At 72.2% G+C, this 16,651-nt stretch carries 18 protein-coding genes; 14 read left to right on the forward strand and 4 right to left on the reverse strand.

Features of this window, described 5'->3' with window-relative positions; translation table 11 throughout:
* Positions 1–12: 12 nt before the first annotated feature.
* Both ABT340_RS25890 and ABT340_RS25895 read right to left on the reverse strand, forming a co-directional pair.
* Positions 13–756, reverse strand: a complete 744-nt coding sequence (locus ABT340_RS25890) for a hypothetical protein (RefSeq protein ID WP_352013420.1) — start codon at positions 754–756, stop codon at positions 13–15.
* Positions 756–1,118, reverse strand: a complete 363-nt coding sequence (locus ABT340_RS25895) for a hypothetical protein (RefSeq protein WP_352013421.1) — start codon at positions 1,116–1,118, stop codon at positions 756–758. Before ABT340_RS25895 ends, ABT340_RS25890 begins: the two co-directional genes overlap by 1 nt.
* Before the next feature lie 166 nt (positions 1,119–1,284).
* Between ABT340_RS25895 and ABT340_RS25900 the strand changes: the two genes are divergently transcribed.
* The 10 genes from ABT340_RS25900 (at position 1,285) to ABT340_RS25945 (ending at position 11,941) form a co-directional block, all read left to right on the forward strand.
* Positions 1,285–1,407, forward strand: a complete 123-nt coding sequence (locus tag ABT340_RS25900; protein WP_352013422.1) for a hypothetical protein — start codon at positions 1,285–1,287, stop codon at positions 1,405–1,407.
* 320 nt (positions 1,408–1,727) lie between these two features.
* On the forward strand, positions 1,728–3,305 hold the full coding sequence (locus ABT340_RS25905) for a YcaO-like family protein (protein ID WP_352013423.1): 1,578 nt from the start codon (positions 1,728–1,730) through the stop codon (positions 3,303–3,305).
* 26 nt (positions 3,306–3,331) lie between these two features.
* Positions 3,332–4,408 (forward strand): hypothetical protein, encoded by a 1,077-nt coding sequence (locus ABT340_RS25910; protein ID WP_352013424.1) that lies wholly within the window; start codon positions 3,332–3,334, stop codon positions 4,406–4,408.
* Positions 4,405–5,661 (forward strand): hypothetical protein, encoded by a 1,257-nt coding sequence (locus ABT340_RS25915; RefSeq protein WP_352013425.1) that lies wholly within the window; start codon positions 4,405–4,407, stop codon positions 5,659–5,661. Before ABT340_RS25910 ends, ABT340_RS25915 begins: the two co-directional genes overlap by 4 nt.
* Complete coding sequence (locus tag ABT340_RS25920; RefSeq protein WP_352013426.1) at positions 5,658–6,641, forward strand: TylF/MycF/NovP-related O-methyltransferase; 984 nt, start codon at positions 5,658–5,660, stop codon at positions 6,639–6,641. Before ABT340_RS25915 ends, ABT340_RS25920 begins: the two co-directional genes overlap by 4 nt.
* Positions 6,642–6,646: 5 nt before the next feature.
* A complete protein-coding gene (locus ABT340_RS25925; RefSeq protein WP_352013427.1) occupies positions 6,647–7,675 on the forward strand; it encodes a hypothetical protein in 1,029 nt (342 codons plus the stop codon).
* Positions 7,676–7,678: 3 nt separating this feature from the next.
* The gene (locus tag ABT340_RS25930; RefSeq protein ID WP_352013428.1) at positions 7,679–8,419 is read left to right on the forward strand and encodes a class I SAM-dependent methyltransferase; all 741 of its coding nucleotides are present in this window, start codon (positions 7,679–7,681) and stop codon (positions 8,417–8,419) included.
* An 11-nt stretch (positions 8,420–8,430) separates the two neighbouring features.
* Positions 8,431–9,651, forward strand: coding sequence for an MFS transporter (locus tag ABT340_RS25935; protein WP_352013429.1), 1,221 nt, complete (start codon positions 8,431–8,433; stop codon positions 9,649–9,651).
* Positions 9,648–10,778: a hypothetical protein gene (locus ABT340_RS25940; protein WP_352013430.1), complete on the forward strand. Its 1,131-nt coding sequence runs from the start codon at positions 9,648–9,650 to the stop codon at positions 10,776–10,778. The genes ABT340_RS25935 and ABT340_RS25940 overlap by 4 nt, the downstream gene beginning before the upstream one ends.
* Positions 10,775–11,941: a hypothetical protein gene (locus ABT340_RS25945; RefSeq protein ID WP_352013431.1), complete on the forward strand. Its 1,167-nt coding sequence runs from the start codon at positions 10,775–10,777 to the stop codon at positions 11,939–11,941. Before ABT340_RS25940 ends, ABT340_RS25945 begins: the two co-directional genes overlap by 4 nt.
* Here ABT340_RS25945 and ABT340_RS25950 read toward each other — a convergent pair.
* Together ABT340_RS25950 and ABT340_RS25955 are read right to left on the reverse strand one after the other, a co-directional pair.
* Entirely contained in the window at positions 11,911–13,143 is a 1,233-nt protein-coding gene (locus ABT340_RS25950; protein WP_352013432.1) for a hypothetical protein, read from the reverse strand. The two genes, ABT340_RS25945 and ABT340_RS25950, sit on opposite strands and share 31 nt — an antisense overlap.
* Positions 13,140–13,736, reverse strand: coding sequence for a DUF2087 domain-containing protein (locus ABT340_RS25955; protein ID WP_352013433.1), 597 nt, complete (start codon positions 13,734–13,736; stop codon positions 13,140–13,142). Before ABT340_RS25955 ends, ABT340_RS25950 begins: the two co-directional genes overlap by 4 nt.
* Before the next feature lie 82 nt (positions 13,737–13,818).
* On the opposite strand from ABT340_RS25955, the gene ABT340_RS25960 reads away from it, so the two are divergent.
* The 4 genes from ABT340_RS25960 to ABT340_RS25975 all read left to right on the forward strand — a co-directional run bounded on the left by ABT340_RS25960 (position 13,819) and on the right by ABT340_RS25975 (position 16,643).
* Positions 13,819–14,802, forward strand: coding sequence for an aldo/keto reductase family protein (locus ABT340_RS25960; RefSeq protein ID WP_352013434.1), 984 nt, complete (start codon positions 13,819–13,821; stop codon positions 14,800–14,802).
* Positions 14,803–14,964: 162 nt separating this feature from the next.
* The gene (locus ABT340_RS25965; protein WP_352013435.1) at positions 14,965–15,339 is read left to right on the forward strand and encodes a TetR family transcriptional regulator; all 375 of its coding nucleotides are present in this window, start codon (positions 14,965–14,967) and stop codon (positions 15,337–15,339) included.
* Between the two features lie 33 nt (positions 15,340–15,372).
* Positions 15,373–15,906: a PadR family transcriptional regulator gene (locus tag ABT340_RS25970; protein WP_352013436.1), complete on the forward strand. Its 534-nt coding sequence runs from the start codon at positions 15,373–15,375 to the stop codon at positions 15,904–15,906.
* On the forward strand, positions 15,903–16,643 hold the full coding sequence (locus tag ABT340_RS25975) for an ABC transporter ATP-binding protein (protein WP_352013437.1): 741 nt from the start codon (positions 15,903–15,905) through the stop codon (positions 16,641–16,643). Before ABT340_RS25970 ends, ABT340_RS25975 begins: the two co-directional genes overlap by 4 nt.
* The last annotated feature ends 8 nt before the right edge of the window (positions 16,644–16,651 follow it).

The raw sequence follows: 16,651 nt of genomic DNA on the forward strand, positions 1-16,651 counted from the left end.
ACGGCGGGCCGTTCAGGCCTGGGACTCGGCCTTCCACGCGGGCCAGCGCTGCTCGACCGGGCGGGGAAGATCCGCGGCGTACCACGTGCGCAGCGGCACCCGCACCGGTTTCGACGGCTCAGCCGGCACCGGCGCGTCGGTCAGCCGTGCCAGGGCCTCGTGGTCGGAGGCCTCGGTCGCCAGCCGCTCGTTGCCGACCATCGGAGCTGACCACCAGTTGATCGGCACGCTGGTGCGGACCCGCTGCGCGTGGTCGCGGCTGGGCAGCACCGCGTGGACGGCGTCGCCCCGGGCGACCACGAACCGGTTGCGGCGTGGCGCGATGGTCCACGCGCGTTCGAGGCGGCGCGGGACGAGGGCCGTGCCCTCCTGGTCGCAGACCTGGGAGGAGAAGATGGTCGCACCGCCCGCGTCGCCGAGGTAGAAGACGCTGGCTGCCGTCGGCGGCCGGACGACGCCGTCGCGCATGAACAGCGCCTCGTCCTTGTCCACGTGCCAGGGCTGGAAGTGGTAGGCGGGGGCTCGGCGGACCCACCACTCGACCCCGGCGCCGGGCCGGTCGAGCTGCGGGAGCCCGACCAGTGCCTTCAGGTGGCGCAGGACGGCCGCGATGAGCGGTGGCCCGGGCGCGTCGAGGCCGGTCCAGAAGGACAGCGTGCGGTTGGGCAACGCGGCGGCCGCGGCGCTGAGCGCTTCGAGCAGTGCCGGGGGCAGCACGTCGTCGAAGACCCGCGGCGCGAACGGATCGGCATCCATCAGGCACCTCCCCGGGAGCAGCGTTCGGCCAGCGCGGTGCGTACGACGCCGAACCGTTCCAGTGTCATGAGCGCTTCGGCCAGCTGGGGGAAGGGGATGGACAGTCTCCGTGCCAGGTCGCCCGCGGTGAGTGGCGGCCGCGCGGCGAGGTGCTCGGCGAACGCGGCCGACCACGACACGCCCCGGATCCGGCCGGCGACGGTCCCGGCGCGGACGATCTCGACGCCGTCGGTTTCGGCCCTCAGCACGACGTTCTCGGACAGGACCGGCTCATCCTGCGGCACCCAGTCGTGATAGGGCGACGCGACCTCTTCGATCCGGTCCAATGCCCAGAGATCCGGCACGCCGGCGTGAGTGACCATGCAACGACCCCTCAGAAGACATGTCAACGTCCGGGCGCTTGATTTGCCGCCGCCGAAATCCGACCATAACAGCGGCCGTCCATTCCCGCCACCCGCACCATTGATTATGTTGTCTGCGCCTGTTAACTTTTGTCAGAATCGTCGTCGACCCTCGAAAGAGGTACGCATGGCTGAGAACCTGGCTTCCGAGTCTGAGCTCCCCGCCGCAGGCGAGGAGCATGTCCAGTTCACTGTCGAAATGATGGAACTCGACAGCAACCCGATCATTCTGCAGCCGAAGTCCTACTGACGTCGCGCATGGCGAATTCGTATCCGGCTGCCTCTGGATCACATTCTGTGGCGTCCGAAAGCAGCGATTTCGCCTATGGTCTCGCCCCTTGGGTGGTCACCGCCGCCCAGGGGGCGAGTGCATTCCTCCTGGGGCCGAAGCTTTCATTGGTCCGCCTTGCGACCGATATGATCGATGCGTCCACAATTGCGCAGGCCATGGGTGCGGACAATGCGGTGGAAGCGGGTTTCATCGAGCCTCTCGCGCTTTCCGGCGATTTGGAAACGGGAGATTTCGGCCCGGACGTTTCCGGGCCCGGCGCACCGGTGACGGGAGTGCTCGTGCGCGGCGCCGGCGTGCCGGCCCGCGCGTGCGCCGCGCTGGCCCGCCGTCTGACCGCCGCCGGTCAGGCCCGGTGGGTGGTCGGGCGTCCGTCGCTCCCCGAGACGCTCGTCCTGATCGTCACGCATCGCCAGGCCGACCACGACGCACTGGCCCGCACGCTGCGCGCGGGCCGGCTCCTGCGCGTGGGCGAGTCCTTCGAGGGCCTGTACGTGACCGGCCCCGAGCCGCTGTCCGGGCCGCTGTCCGGGCCGGGGCCGGACCGGCGCTGGGCCTTCGAGCACCGGCTCGCCGAACTCGGCCTGCACGACCGGCCCTCCACGACGCTGTGGCGGTTGCGCGCCGACCCGGACGGCCTGGTCCGCGCCGTGCTGGCCGCGACCCGCCACACCGCGGACGACGCAGTCCTCGCCGACTCCGGGAGGCGGGTCTCCTTCGCCACCCCCGCCGCCCTGCGCCGTACCGCGTTCCGCGACGTGCCGGACACACAGGCGTGGACGTTCGGGATGGTGCGCGGGCTGAAGAGCGGGCCAGGAGCGGTCGCGGGCAGCCACATCGCCACCTGCCGGACCCCCGCCTCCGGTCAGGACCACCTGGAGGGAAACAGCGGCAAGGGAACCGATCCACAGGCCGCGGTGACCGGCGCGGTAGGGGAGGCCGTCGAACGCTACACGGCCTACGAGGCCAACTGGAGCCTGCCACCGGCGGCCAAGACGTCACGCAGGGTCGACCTGGCGCAGTTCCATCCGTACGGCGACGCCTGGGACCGCGGCCCGGCGCCCACGGCCGACTACGTCGACGGCACGGATCTGACCGACCACACCACCGTCGCGGTGCCCAAGGCCCTGGTCACGTTCCCCTACGTCGGTGCCGACCGGCCCACCTACGGCGGCACGACCGGTCTCGCGGCGGCACCGGATGTCGCGGACGCGACCCTGCGCGGCCTGCGCGAGGTGCTTGAGCGCGACAGCCTCTACCACCACTTCACCGGGCTGCGGCCCGCGTACCGGCTGGACACCGCGGCCTCCCTGCGCCGCCTCCGCCTGACCGGCGCCTTCCGCGGCGACCTCTGGGTCCTGCACTGGCCGAACCGGGAATACCTCATGCCCGACGTGCACGCCTTCCACCACGATCCGCACGCCGGGCTGCTCGTGCGCTCCAGCGGATCCGGCCTGACGTTCGACGAGGCCGTCGACTCGGCGATGCTGGAGCTCTGCCAGGTGTACCACGAGGGCGTACGCGCGCATCGCGCGGGCGCCGCGACGAGCACCGTGCACGCGCGGTGGCGGCGGCCGTCCGTCATCGACGAGTGCCGCCGGTACCTGGACTCCCAGCGCCCGCACGCCGTACCCGAGATGCCGTACCACGACGCGCCCGGACAGCTGGAGCACCTGGTGCGCCGACTCGCCGCCGCGGACCGCGGACCGATCGTCGTCCGGCTGCCGCTGCGCGGCCCCGACTGGACCGTGGTGCGGGTGCTGGTACCGGGGGCGGCGACCGTGCCGTACGCCTCGGCCAGCCGCGGCGGGGCCCGGTTGCCCACCGACGCGCCGTGGCGGCACGGCATACCGACCTGACCGGCCGACGACGACAAGGAGCCGAAGTGAGCACCATCGACGCGTTCCGTGAACTTCAGGACGCTCTGACCGCCGTCGAGGAACAGACGGAAACGGCCGACGACGACCGTTCTGCGCACGCGCTGGCCGCCGCCCTCGCGGGCTCGACGGCACTCGCCCGGGTGGACCCGGGCCTGCTCCTCGCGGAACTGCTGGCGGACCCGCGAGGCTGGCCGGACCAGTCATGGGAGAACTACTTCGGCAACGCCTGCATCACCGTGGTCAGGACCGAGACGATCCGGGTCGACGTACTGTACTGGCTGCAGAACTCCTCCACCCTGCACAAGCACGTGTCGTCCGGCGCGTTCCTGGCGCTCAGCGGCCGCCGTGTCCACCTTGAGTACGACTTCTCCGCACTCGACGCGCTCGGTGACGGTGTCACGTCCGCGACACTGTCGGCGACCAGCCGCACCATGATGCGCGCCGCGTCGGTCTCGCCGATCCTGCCGACCCTCGTCCACGAGCTCTACTGGATCGAGAAGCCGTCGGTGACGGTGGCGGTGCGACGCGTGCCCGCCCAACCCGAGGCGGGTGGCCCCGCGCATCGGCCGCACGAGTTCGTCGGTCCCGGCATCGGATACCTGCCCGCCGCCTTCCACCGCACGTCCAACGTCCAGCGATGGATCGACGGGCTCGGCATGCTGCGCCGCGCGAACCGGCGGCTGTACCTGCGAACGCTGGAACAGGCGATGACCGTGGTGGACCCGATCCATCTCATCCACGTGCTCGACGAGCTGAGCGACAACCCGCCCGACGAGGTGTCGGCGCTGCTGGAACGGGCCGCCGCGGCCCGCGCCGACGACGACCTCGCCAGACTCGCCCCGACGGTGCCCGAGTTCCGCCGCCGGAAGATCTTCTCCCGTGTGTTCGCCCCCGGTGTCGACGCGCAGCTGCTGGCCGGCCTGCTGTGGGCGGGCGCAGAGGGCGGAGAACTGGCCGCCTTCCTCAAGGACGAGGGCGTCACCGATCCCGACCGGTTCGTCCGCGACCACGGCGAGTCGCTCAGCGCCCGGGACCCCCGCGTCGCCCCCTACGTCGAGCACGCCCGGCGGTCGCTGCGATGAGCGGGCGACCGGACATCACCACGTTGTGGGAGAGCGGGCCCGGCGTGATCGACCCGCCCTGGGACACCGGTGCCTTCACCGAGGAGCGGCTGTTCACGCTCGCGTGCACCGCCGCCGCCACCCGTACGACGCTGCCCGACCCGCAGGACGTACGGCTCTTCACCGACGACAACATCGTCAACCCCACCCAGCTCGACCCGTACCTGCCCGACCGCGGGCTGGACAGCGGCTTCGCCGGATACGCCGACCGTCTCCGCGGTCGGGTGCGGTCCTTCGCGTTGACCGTCAACTCGCTCCAGCAGTTCGACTGGGACTTCTGGCGCGTCCTGCGCCGCCAGGCCGACGCCGTCATCGCCGCGACCGGTTCGGAGGCAGCCGGTGGGGTCGACTGCCACCTCATCGCCTCCGCGTACGGCACCGCGCCGACACTGATCCACAAGGACACCGCAGGCGTCTTCACCCACGTCATCAGCGGCACCAAGCGCTACTACACATGGCCCTTCGAGGTGTTCGGCCACGTCGCGGGTGCCGAGGCGACCCAGCGTCAGGTGAACCTGCCCGCGTCGGTGCGCGTCGAGGACCATCGCGACACGGCCACCGTGGTCGAGGGCGGCGCGGGCACCGTCATGTACTGGCCGTCGGACCGCTGGCACTGCGCGACCTCCGACGGGGAGGCGACGGTGTCCCTGCACATGGCGTACTACCAGTGGGATGACCGGCTCGCCACGGTGCTGCGGCGGCTGCGCAAGCAGGCCGAGGCAGACCTGGGCGTCGCCCGGTTCCTGGGCGGCACACCGGGGGAGGAGGGCACCGACCGGGCCGACGCCGTCGAGGCGGCCGTGCGCAAGGCCCTGACCCGCGTCCTCGAAGGCACCGGCCTGGACCTGCAGACGCGCCTCAGCCGGTTGCGGCGCAGGACCGCGTCGAACTTCGAGGTGGTGCCGCCGCCGCGGCCGTGCCCCGGCCTCGCGGCCGCCGACCTGCTCACGGTCCCGGACGTGTCGGCCGTGGCGACGCTGGTCGTCGACGACACGACCTATCTGGCGGCCAACGGGCACGTCATGCGTGTGCGCGGCGGCGGATGGCTCGACGGATTCCTGGCCACGCTGGAGCCGGGTACGACGCGGACCCTCGCCGGATGGAGCGAGACGATGCGCGCCTCCGGTGGCCCGCCGGGCCTCGCCGAAGCCGCGACGCTCATGCGGGAACTGGTCCGGCGCGGCGCACTGGACCAGGAAAGGACGACGTCATGAAGCTGACAGACGGGGCGTTCGTGGCCGTCAAGGACGGCCGGCTCGTCCTCGGCCACGTCGACCGGCCGTTCACCCTCTGGCAGGTCGATCCGGGTGTCCTCGTCGTGCTGGCGGAGATCGCGCGCGGCACGGCGGCGCAGGACCTGCCCGAGGCGCTCGCCCCTCTGACCGGGCTCGACCGGCACTCGGCCGCCGCCCTGCTCGGGCATCTGCGCGGGGCCCGTGTCGTGGCCGACGAACCGGGCGTCGCCCTGCGTGACGTACACGCCGAAATCGCGAAGGTCGTGTCCGCCGCTCCCGACCTCGACCACGACCACGACTTCCTCCAAGCCGCCCGGCAGTGTGAGGACCTCACCCTCACCTCGGCCGCCGCGCAGTACGCCCTGTGGTCGGCGGTGGGACACATCGCCGGCAACGCCATCCCGGGCGCCGTGGTGGAGTGCGGCGTCTGGCGGGGCGGCAGCATGCTGCTGGCCGCGCTGGCCCTGCTCAACCACCACGCCGAGGACCGCGACCTGTACCTGTTCGACACCTTCGACTGGGCCTGGGAACCGGCCGGCGGGCACGACGGCATGGTCGGGGCGGGGGATCAGACGACCGGCGCCGAGGCCGCGACGCCGGAGCACATGTCATCCGGCACCTCCGCCGCCGAGATCCACAAACGGATCACCACGGCGGGGTACCCGGGCGAGCGTGTGCACTGTGTGACCGGGTTCGTCCAGGACACCGTCCCCGGGCACGCGCCGGACCGCATCGCGCTGCTGCGCCTGGACACGGACCAGTACGAGTCGACCCTGCACGAGCTGCGTGAGCTGTACCCGAGAGTGGTACCCCACGGGGTGGTCATCGTCGACGACTACGGCAAGTTGAGCGGCGCCACGCGAGCCACCGATGAGTACCTCGCCGGGCTGGACCATCGGGTGCTGCTGCACCGCATCGACACCCAGGGCCGTGTCTTCGTGAAACCCGCTGAAAGGTAGGACCGATGCCAGACGTCATTGATTTCGCGGTACGCCCGCGGTTCAGCGACCGCGCGTCCCTGACCGTCGACGACGGCGTGGTGCGCATCGAGGACGGCACGTACCGCGCCGAGTTCCCGGCGCGCACCGCCGAAACCCCGGACCTCACGCGGCTGGCGCACGGCGTGCCGCCGCAGCAACTGCTGTCCGAGGTGGGCGGCTGGCTCGGATGCGGCGAACGTGAGGCGCGCGCGGCCGTCCAGCGGCTGTTCAGCACCGGCCTGCTGGTCGACCCCGACGCCACCCGGCAGGAGCACGTGCCCGGGACGTACGTGGCGTGCAGGCTGCTCGACGTGTTCCGCCGCCGGTTCCCGGCCGCGGTTCGCGACGCGCCCCTGCTGCGCGCCCTGGCCGAGGGCCCGAACCCGGGGCTCGCGCTCGGATTCCTCGTGGAGACCTACTTCGTCGTGCGGAGCGCCCGCTGGTCCAGCGAGCCGGTGTTCCGGCACGACATGACCGGCGCCCAGCGCGCGGCGCTGGAGGATTTCCGCGACTCGGAGTCCGGCCACGGCGAGCTGCTGCTGAGCGGCTTCGCCTTCGCCGGTCTCGACGTCGACGTCCTGCGCCGGGCTCCGGAGGCCGTCGAGACGATGGCCTACAGCCACGCCTACGGCGCCTTCGCCTGGCAGGGCGTGGCGCAGTTCGCGGCCGCGCTCGTCCTGCCCGAGGTTCCGGCGCCGCGGTCCGGCGGGACGCGGTCGGGCGACGACGTGCTGAACCTGCTCGCCCGTGACCACGGCGTGCCGGACCGCCTGATCAAGGTGTTCCGCGCGCACGAGGACGACGACGTCGAGGGCGACCACGCCGGGCTGCCCGCGTTGCTGCTGTCGGAGGAGCGTCACCTCACACCGGCCGTCGTTGAGCATCTGTTCGTCATCCTGCGGCAGATGATCGACCTGTACCGGGGGCATCTCGACGCGGTGCACCGGCGGTACGCGCGGTGGACACCCGACGCGGCGGCGGCACGGCTGCCCGACAACGCGTTCCGGATCTGAGCCATGACGACGACGAGCTTCTACGATGGCCTCCTCGGGACCGTGTACGCCAACGCCATCGCCGACCAACGCTTTGTCGAGGACGACGTGTTCACCCAACTGGTCGCCGGCGCCGACGGCCCGGCCCTGGAGCTGGGCAGCGGCACCGGACGCCTGATGCTGCGCCTGCTCGCCGCCGGGCACGACGTCGAGGGGCTGGAGATCTCCGACGAGATGACCGACGTGTGCGTCACCGAGGCGGGCCGCCTCGGGCTGCGCCCGGTGGTGCATCGCGGCAGCTTCGCGCCGCTCGACGCGTCGCTGCGCGGGTACGCGGTGATCTTCTGCCCGCTCAACGCGTTCAGCTTCATCGTGGACGACGCCCTCGCCATGACCGCGGTGCGCAGCTACGCCGCCGCGCTCAAGCCCGGCGGCGTCCTCGCGCTCGCCGGTTCGGCCGGTGAGGACGCGCTGCGCGACGGCACCGGCTGGATCCGGCGCCCCGACGTGCCGGTCGCCGAGGCCACACTCGCGCAGGTCGAGGAGCGACGGACGCCCGACGCCGACGGCCGGTGCCTGCGGATCGAACGGGTCATCCGGGTCGTCGCCCCCGACGGAACCGTACGGCGGACACAACACGGGACACAGCTGCGGCGGTTGCGCCCGATCGCCGCGCTCGCCGAGATGTTCGCGGACGCGGGGCTCGACACGCTGCACGCCCACGGCACCGACGCCGACTACATTCTCACCGGCCGCAAGGGATGAACCACACCACCATGTCCACCGATGTCACTCAGGTCCGCCGAGGCGCCGCCGCTGTCTTCCTCGTCGCGGTGTTCGTCTCGGCCGTCGGCGACGAGATCGCCGCCATCGCGGTCATGTTCCACCTCGCCGAGACCGGGCGGTCCTTCCTCGTCGCCGCGCTGCTGGTGCTGCAACTGGTGCCCGCCGTACTGCTCGCGCCGCTGGCCGGCCAGCTGCTCGACCGGCGTGACGCCGGGCGGATGCTCGCCCTGGTGTCCGGGATTCAGGCCGTCGTCGTGCTGGCCATGAGCGCCTGGCCGAACACGGCCGTCCTGCTCGGCGGCTCGACGCTGGTCGGCCTGTGCGCGGCCGTTTCCACCCCGGCGGCGATCGTGCTGATCCCGCTGCTGGCCGGCGAGGCCTTCCCGACTCGGGCGAACGGGCTGCTGGAGGTCAGCCGCTCGGCGTCCACGCTCGCCGGGCCGGTCGTCGGTGGTGTGCTGGTGGCGAGCATCGGGCTCCGTCCGGCGCTGCTGGTCGACGCCGTGTCCTTCGCCCTCGCCGCGGCCGCGATCGTGCTCATCAAGGTGCGCCGCCCGGTCGACGACGACGGCCGGGTGTGGTGGACGGGCGCGACCGACGGCATCAGGTTCCTGGCCCGCCAGAGCGACCTGCGCACCATCCTGCCCATCGTGGTCATCACCGTTTCGGCCAGCTCGATGGTCAACGTGGCGCTGGTGTTCCTCGTCAAGGGCCCCCTGCACTCGGGCGCCACGGCCCTGGGTGTGCTGACCGCGGCGTGGGGCGTCGGCGCCCTGGTCGGCGCGGCCCTCGGGTCCCGTCGCGAGTTCCGGACTCCCGAACGTGTCGTGCTGGTCGGCGCCGCCGCCATGGGCGTGGCGATCCTCGCGTACGGACTCGTCAACGCCGTCGTGCTCGCGGTCGTCGCGGCGCTCGCGGCGGGCGCGGCCAACGCCTACCAGAACATGGGCATGCGTACGGCGGTGCAGATCCGCACCCCGAACGAGCTGCTGGGCCGCGCGCACGCCGCGGCGGGTTCGATCGTCAACTCGTTCTTCCTGGTCGGTTTCGTGCTCGGTGGCGTCTTCGCCGCGGGCAACCCCCGCGCCACGTTCATCGTCTCCGGCGCGGTCACGGTCGCGGCGGCCGCCGTCGGCCTCGTGCTCATGGCCGCCCGGCGCGCGACCGTGCCGCAGGACGGCGCCGCCGCGCTCCCGGGAGATCTCAATTGATCTCCTCCTCGCGCCGCGGTGACGTCGGCGCCGCGGTGCGCGTGGTCCCCGACAGCCCGTACAGCGCGATCTGCGTGGTGGTGGCCCGCGGTTACCTCGACGACCCGGTGTCCGGTGCGGGCCTCGCCCACCTCTTCGAACACGTGTGGTTCGCGCATGAGCTCGACGCGCCGACCGTCGAGTGGGGGGAGACCCGTGAGCACGCCGTCGTGCTGCACCACGTGTGCCCTCCGGAGGAGGTTCCGGTGGTCGTCCCCGCCCTGGCGCAACGGCTGTTGCGCTGCCGCGCCGCGCTGCCCGACGCGATGGCGCCGCGCGTCGCGGCCTCGCTGAGGCTCATCGCGCTGGAGCGGCGCACCGGACGGGAACGGCGGGTTTTCGGGTTTCCGCGCCGCGACATCGCCCGGGCGTTGCGCGGCGACCCCGGCTTCGATCCTGTCGCCGTCGACACCGACGGCCTGCGGTTCGACGACATCACCTCCTTCCTGACCGGGCGCCGCCTCGCCGTGTGCGTCGCGGGACCGCAGGCGTCGCCCCTGCCGTCGCCCGAGGACCTGCTGGCCGCCTTCGCCGTACCGCCTGACCAGGACGGAACGGCGCCGGCGCCGGCGCCGGCACTGGCCGGTGGCTGGACCGTCGCCACCGACGACGTCGAGGCGAGCGCCACCGCCTGGCTTCTTCCGCCCACCGTGGACGTCGCGGCGGCGGCCTGGCTCGCCATCGGCCTGATCGAGCGATGCCCGCCACCGGCCGGGCTGCGGTGGGTGTCGGGACGGGTCGTCTCCCCGTTCGGCGCGGCGGCGGTGCGCGGCGGCCACCTGTTCGCGGTCGCCGCCGGTCTGGCGGACGGACCCGCTCCGGATCTCGTCCACGATCACCTGCTTCCGTTGCTGCGCGGCGACCTGGCACAGTTCGACGCGGTGCGCGCCACCACCGACGCGACCCGGATCGAGGCCGCCGACCAGGCCGCCATCGACGCGATCGACCTGATCGGCCCGGCGACCGGTCACGACGCGGTACGGCACGCGGTCCGCGAGGCGTCCACGGACACGATGCGGGACTTCGCCGAGCTGCTCGCCGAAAGCCCGCACGCGGACTTCCGCGCGCGCGCCGGGTCGCGGCGGTGACGGCCTGGGAGCGCCGCGACGGCGACCGCAGCGTGCGGTACGTGCACACCGGTGACCCGCAGCCACGCCTGCACCTGCGCGCAGACGGCCCCCCACCGGACGAGCCCGTGGTCCAGATCGTCCACGACGCGCTGACCCTCCCACGGGTCTGGGCCTTCGGCGCCCGCCTCGGTGAGGCCGCCCCGCTCGTCGACCACGGCCGTGTCATCGGCGTGGACGTGACGATGCCGGAGCTCGACCCGGCATGTGTCTGGGAACAGGCGGCGCGCCTGCACGACGTCGTGCGGGCGGCCCCGGTGTTCGACGAGCGGGCCGGGCGTGCGCTGGAGCGGGCCGCCGCAGCGTCCGTCGAAACGTCGCACCGCCTCGCCACCCTGGCCACGCTCTTCGCCCGGCCGGGAATCCCCGACCGGATCCACGCCGGGCGGCTCGTCGCCGACGTCGTGCGCGCCGCCCGGAGGCTGCTTGAGGAGCCCGCGGAGGCTGTGCCGGTCGGCGTGGCCGTCACCGCGGCGCTCGGGCCGGGCACCCTGGCGTCGGGCGAGGACCCGGCGCTCGGCCTGCACCGGCCCCGCAGGCCACCGGCGTGGCTTGAGGTCGGTTCACCACGCGCGGATCTGGCCTATCTGCAGGTCCGGCGTGCGATTCCGCCGGTCCGCACGGTACGGGAGCTCGCCGCGACCCTCATCGCCAACCAGGCGGCGTTCGGGCCGTACCACTCGGAGCTCGACGACGTCATACGGTCCCGTGCGGCGGTGAGCTACCTGTGGGACTGCGTGACGGACCTCGCCCGCGGCGAGTTCGTCATGCTCGCCGCACCGGACGCGGCGACGGCCGACCGCGTGGTGTCACTGATTCACGCGGCGCACGCGGACGCGGCGCGTCCCTCGGCACGCCCGGTCGAGGACGCCAGGCGCATCGTACGGACCCAGGTGCTGCGCCGTCTCGCGTCGACGAACTCCCTGCTGCTCGCGCACGGAGAGGCGCAACGTTCCGGCCTGCCGGTGGATCTGTGGACGGCCCTGTCGGCGGCGCTGCGGGATGTGACCTTCACCGAGGTGGACGCGGCGGTGCCCGGCGTGTACGCCGAGCCGCTCGCCACCACCCTGGTCGTGCCGGTGCGGCCGGACGTTCAGCAGGCGTCCACCGCCCCGGCGGCGTAGGCGACGTCGAGCACCGCGACCACGTCGGCCGGCAGCCCGTCCTTCCCCCGCCACGCGTCGAGGCTCAGGACCGCGCCCACGGCCAGGTCGCCCAGCGCGGTGAGCAGGGAAACCAACGGCTGTCGCGGCGGGATGCGGAACGAGCGGCCGTTGACCGCCACGATCACCGTTCTCTGGTCCGCGGCGTCGGTCGCCCAGGAGAGGGGTGTACGCTGCGCCGCGCGCACGCCCGTCGCGCGCCGCCAGTCGGGCGGTGTGCGCTGAGGGAGGTCGGGGAGGATCTCGAAGTTGGCCGTGCTGTGCCGCGTCAGGCCCCACTGGTGCACGGCGGAGGTGGCGGCCGCGGCGGCGGTGTGCCCGAACGTCAGCGCTTCCGCGGCCAGTTCGTGTTCCGCGGTGCTCCATCGCGGTGTCGGCGCGCCGAGCCCGGCGCGGGCGAAGGCGCCGGCCCACACCGGCCCCATGTCGCGGAAGTTGTGCGTCGCGAGATGCAGGCTCAGCGACGGCCGTCCGTCGGACTCGCCGCAGTGCCAGTAGGACGCCGGCCAGTAGAGCACGTCGCCCGGTACGCCGGTCAGCCGCAGCGGCGGCGTGCCGACGGCCTCGGGCCCGATGCCGAGCGCGACGTACTCGTGCTCCGGGTCGCAACCGTCCGGCGCGTGGCCGACGAGCGTCTCGAACGGCCACAGCAACATCGTCTTGACGCCTTCGGCCACGTACAGGAAGACGTCGGCGGTGTCCTTGTGGATGCGGGTCGGCCCCGACGCGTACGAGCCGGCGACGATGAAACAGTCCGAGACGCCCGCGGGAAGTCCGCGCTCGGTGCCGCGCAGCCGGACGAACACGTCACGGGCGAACCGGTACAGGCCGGCGGAGTGCGACTGTGCCGAGTTGGCCACCACGCTCCAGCCGACGTTCAACGACTGTGACACCCGTCGCGCGTAGGGGCCGAACTCGGACTCGCCGGGACCGGGGAGGCAGTCGCCGAGCTCCGCCGCCACCCGCGGCACGGTGAAGACCTTGACGTCGTCGGGCCGGCGGTGGGTCCCGGCGCGCACGGCGGTGCCGATGCTGCGCAGGATGCCGTAGGTGTCGACCGCGTCGATGCCGTCGAGGCCACGCAGGACGCACGGGTCGTGCCCCCAGTCCGGCGGTAGCCGATCGAAGTCGAAGACCGGGACGGAGGCGGTGCGCCCGGTCACAACGCCCTGGCCGGCGCCGCGGCGGGGCGCCGGTACTCCGCCGATCCGGACCGCTCGACGAGGCCGAGATCCGCCAGCAGCCGCCGCAGCCGCGCGACGTCGTCGCCCGCGTGGGAGAGGATCGCGTTGACCTCGCCCTCGGTCAGGGTCTGGTCCTCGGGCAGGAGACCGGCGAGGACCCTGGCGATCACGTCGAGGTCTTCGGAGCGCTTCGGCAGGTCGACGATGCGGCCGTGGGCGAGGTAGCGGCGCAGCGGCGACTCCGGTGGGATCGCCTGGCACAGCGCGGTCATCTCCACCACCGAGTCGCCGACCCGCCCCAGCGAGGCGATGTCGGCGATCAGCGCGTCACCCTCGCGACGCAGCACGCCGGCCTCGACCAGTCGCATCACGTCGCGGGACAGGCTCCTGACGTCCAGCTCCAGAGCGCGGGCCAGCTCCGCCAGCCGCACCGCACCGGACTCCTTGTTCATCGTCACGACCGTGTTGACGATGGCCAACCGCCGGTCGTTGGACAACGCCAGCAGAATTTCAGAGGCGTCACTGAGGATGGCGGAAGTGGCGCGGGACCCCGATTTCGCTGCGGCAGACATGGGTCGACAGTTTACCAGTTGCCGAATATCTTTCAACGAAAGATGATTCATAAATGGTTAACCTCAGCGGGCGGTCGTCGGCGTGAAATTCCGGCGGCTTGGGCGCAGCGGCCTCGTGGTCAGTGAAATCGCCTACGGCAACTTCCTCACCCATGGCTCACAGGTCGATGAGGAAACGGCGATCGCCTGCGTGCGCGCCGCGCTGGACGTCGGCGTCACCACCTTCGACACCGCCGACGCGTATGCCGGCGGACGTGCGGAAACGGTGCTTGGACGGGCCTTGGCCGGTGAACGTCGTGAAGGACTCGAAATATTCACCAAGGTCTACTTCCCGACCGGGCGCGGCGCCAACGACAGCGGCCTGAGCCGTAAACACATCATCACGTCGGTCGAACGGTCGCTGCGCCGTCTGCGAACGGATCACATCGACCTCTACCAGGCGCACCGTTTCGACCACCACACTCCATTGCGGGAGACCATGAAGGCGTTCGCCGATGTGGTTCGGTCCGGCAAAGCCCTATATATAGGCGTATCCGAATGGACGGCCGATCAGATCCGGGCCGCGCATGTCCACGCCCGCGAACTCGGTGTGCCGCTGGTGGCCAACCAGCCCGAGTACTCGGCGCTGTGGCGGGTCATCGAGGCCGAGGTCCTGCCGGTCTGCCGCGAGCTCGGTATGGGGCAGGTGGTCTGGTCGCCGATCGCCCAGGGCGTGCTGACCGGCAAGTACGCACCCGGTGGCGTGGCTCCCCACGGAAGCCGGGCGTCCGACCACACCGGTGGCGGCGCCCTGAACATCCAGGGCTACCTGCGCGACGACGTCCTGGAGCGGGTGCGGTTGCTTCGCCCGCTCGCGCGCGAGGCCGGGCTCACCATGGCGCAGCTGGCGGTGGCGTGGGTGCTGCGCAACCGCGACGTCGCCGCCGCGATCGTCGGCGCATCCCGTCCCGACCAGCTCATCGAGAACGCGGCGGCGTCCGGCGTCACCCTGGACTCCGGCCTCGTCGCCCGGATGGACGCCGTGCTCGCCCCGGTCGCCACCGTCCACCTCGACCGTCGCCCCTGAGGACACGGGGCTCCGGTAAGAGGCTGCCAGGCGGTTGGTCGTGGTTCCGGGGCCGCGGAGATCCGCGCCCGGCGCGGGCAGGCCCACGGGGCCGAGTCCTCGCTCGACGGATAGTTTTGGATCGGGTTCATTTATGGACCCGATCCGTGTGCCCTGTCCGCTGTGATCGCAGAGGAGAAACGAGCCCGGCGCAGGGCCCACATCGCGGACGCGGCGATGCGGCTGTTCACCGAGCGGGGGTTCGACGAGGTAACCGTCAACGAGGCCGCCGAGGCGGCCGGGGTCGTCAAGGCGACGCTGTTCAACTACTTCCCGACCAAGGAGTCCCTGGTCCTGCACGCGCTCGACGACCTCGCCCGGGTCGTCACCGACGAGCTGCGCCGCACCGCCGCCGTGCGCGTCACCGGCGGCACGCCGGAACGGCTCTCACTCGCCGCCGAGCTCGCCGTTCCACACCATGGCCGCCCGCTACGCGAACCCCTGACGGTGCCCGCACACCCCGCCCGTGCAGGGGCTTTTGACATCTTCCATAGGTAACCGCTATCTATTTGCCAACCGTCAGGGGGTGGAGTGCAGGACGCGGTGCTGGCGATGCTCGCCAAGGAACCATCACACGGGTACCACCTGCGTGCCCGGCTGCGGCAGTGTCTCGGCCCGCTGGGCGAGTCGATGAACTCCGGTCAGATCTACGTGACCCTGACCAGGCTGGAGAAGGCGGGACTCGTCGTCTGCGAGCGGGCGGACGGGCTTCCCGAACGGCCCGAGCGCAAGGTCTACGCGCTGACACCGGCCGGGCAGCGGCGGGTGGCCGCCTGGCTGACCGAGGTGGGCTGGCCGAAACCCGACCTGGCGGAGTTCCACCTCAAGCTCGCCGCCGCTGCGGCGGCCCGGCTGGCCGACCCGGTCGAGCTGGTGGCGGCGCAGCGCCGCGAGTTGCTGCGCCGTCTGCGTGAGGTGCAACAGGCGGCACTGGCCGAACCGGCGGGATCGGGTGCCGGCCTGCTGCTGGAGGGGGTAGTGCTGCGGTTACGGGCCGACCTGCGCTGGCTGGACGCCTGCGAACGGGCCTGGTCCGGGGCCGATGACGAAGTCGAGGGTGGATGAACGTGTCAGACGTCGTGGTCCGGGCCCGTGGCCTGGTGAAGACCCACGGTCAGGGGCAGAGCCGGGTCCGCGCGGTGGACGAGGTCGACCTGGAGGTGCCCCAGGGGCAGACGCTCACGGTGATGGGGCCGAGCGGCTGTGGGAAGTCCACGCTTCTGCACCTGCTGGGAGGCCTGGAACGGCCCACCGGCGGGGAGGTGTGGGTGGCCGGGCGACGCGTCGACACGCTGAGCGAGCGAGCGCTGGCACGCATGCGGCGCCGTTCGGTGGGGTTCGTCTTCCAGGCCTTCCACCTGGTGGAGGAGTTGTCCGCGGCCGAGAACGTGGAACTGCCCGCGCTATTGGCCGGACGCTCACGCCGCCAGGCCAGGCGGTGCGCGAACCTGCTGCTGGAACGGGTCGGGCTCGCCGACCGCGCCCGGCACCTGCCGTCCCAGCTGTCGGGCGGGCAGCGTCAGCGGGTCGCCATCGCCCGCGCGCTGGCCAACGAGCCGTTGGTCGTCCTGGCCGACGAGCCGACCGGCAACCTCGACACCGCGGCGACCCTCGACGTGCTGAGAATCTTCGAGGAGCTGCGTTCCGCGGGACAGACCCTCGTGATCGTCACCCATGACGAACGGGTCGCGGCCACGGCGGACCGGCTGGTCTCGATGCGCGACGGGATGTTCGTCGACGACACCCGGCTGGCCGCCTCCCACCCGCGCGGACTCGGCGGGCTGATCGGACTGGGGGACTGAACGTCGTG

This window comes from Streptosporangium sp. NPDC000239 (genome assembly GCF_040300765.1).
GTDB lineage: Bacteria > Actinomycetota > Actinomycetes > Streptosporangiales > Streptosporangiaceae > Streptosporangium.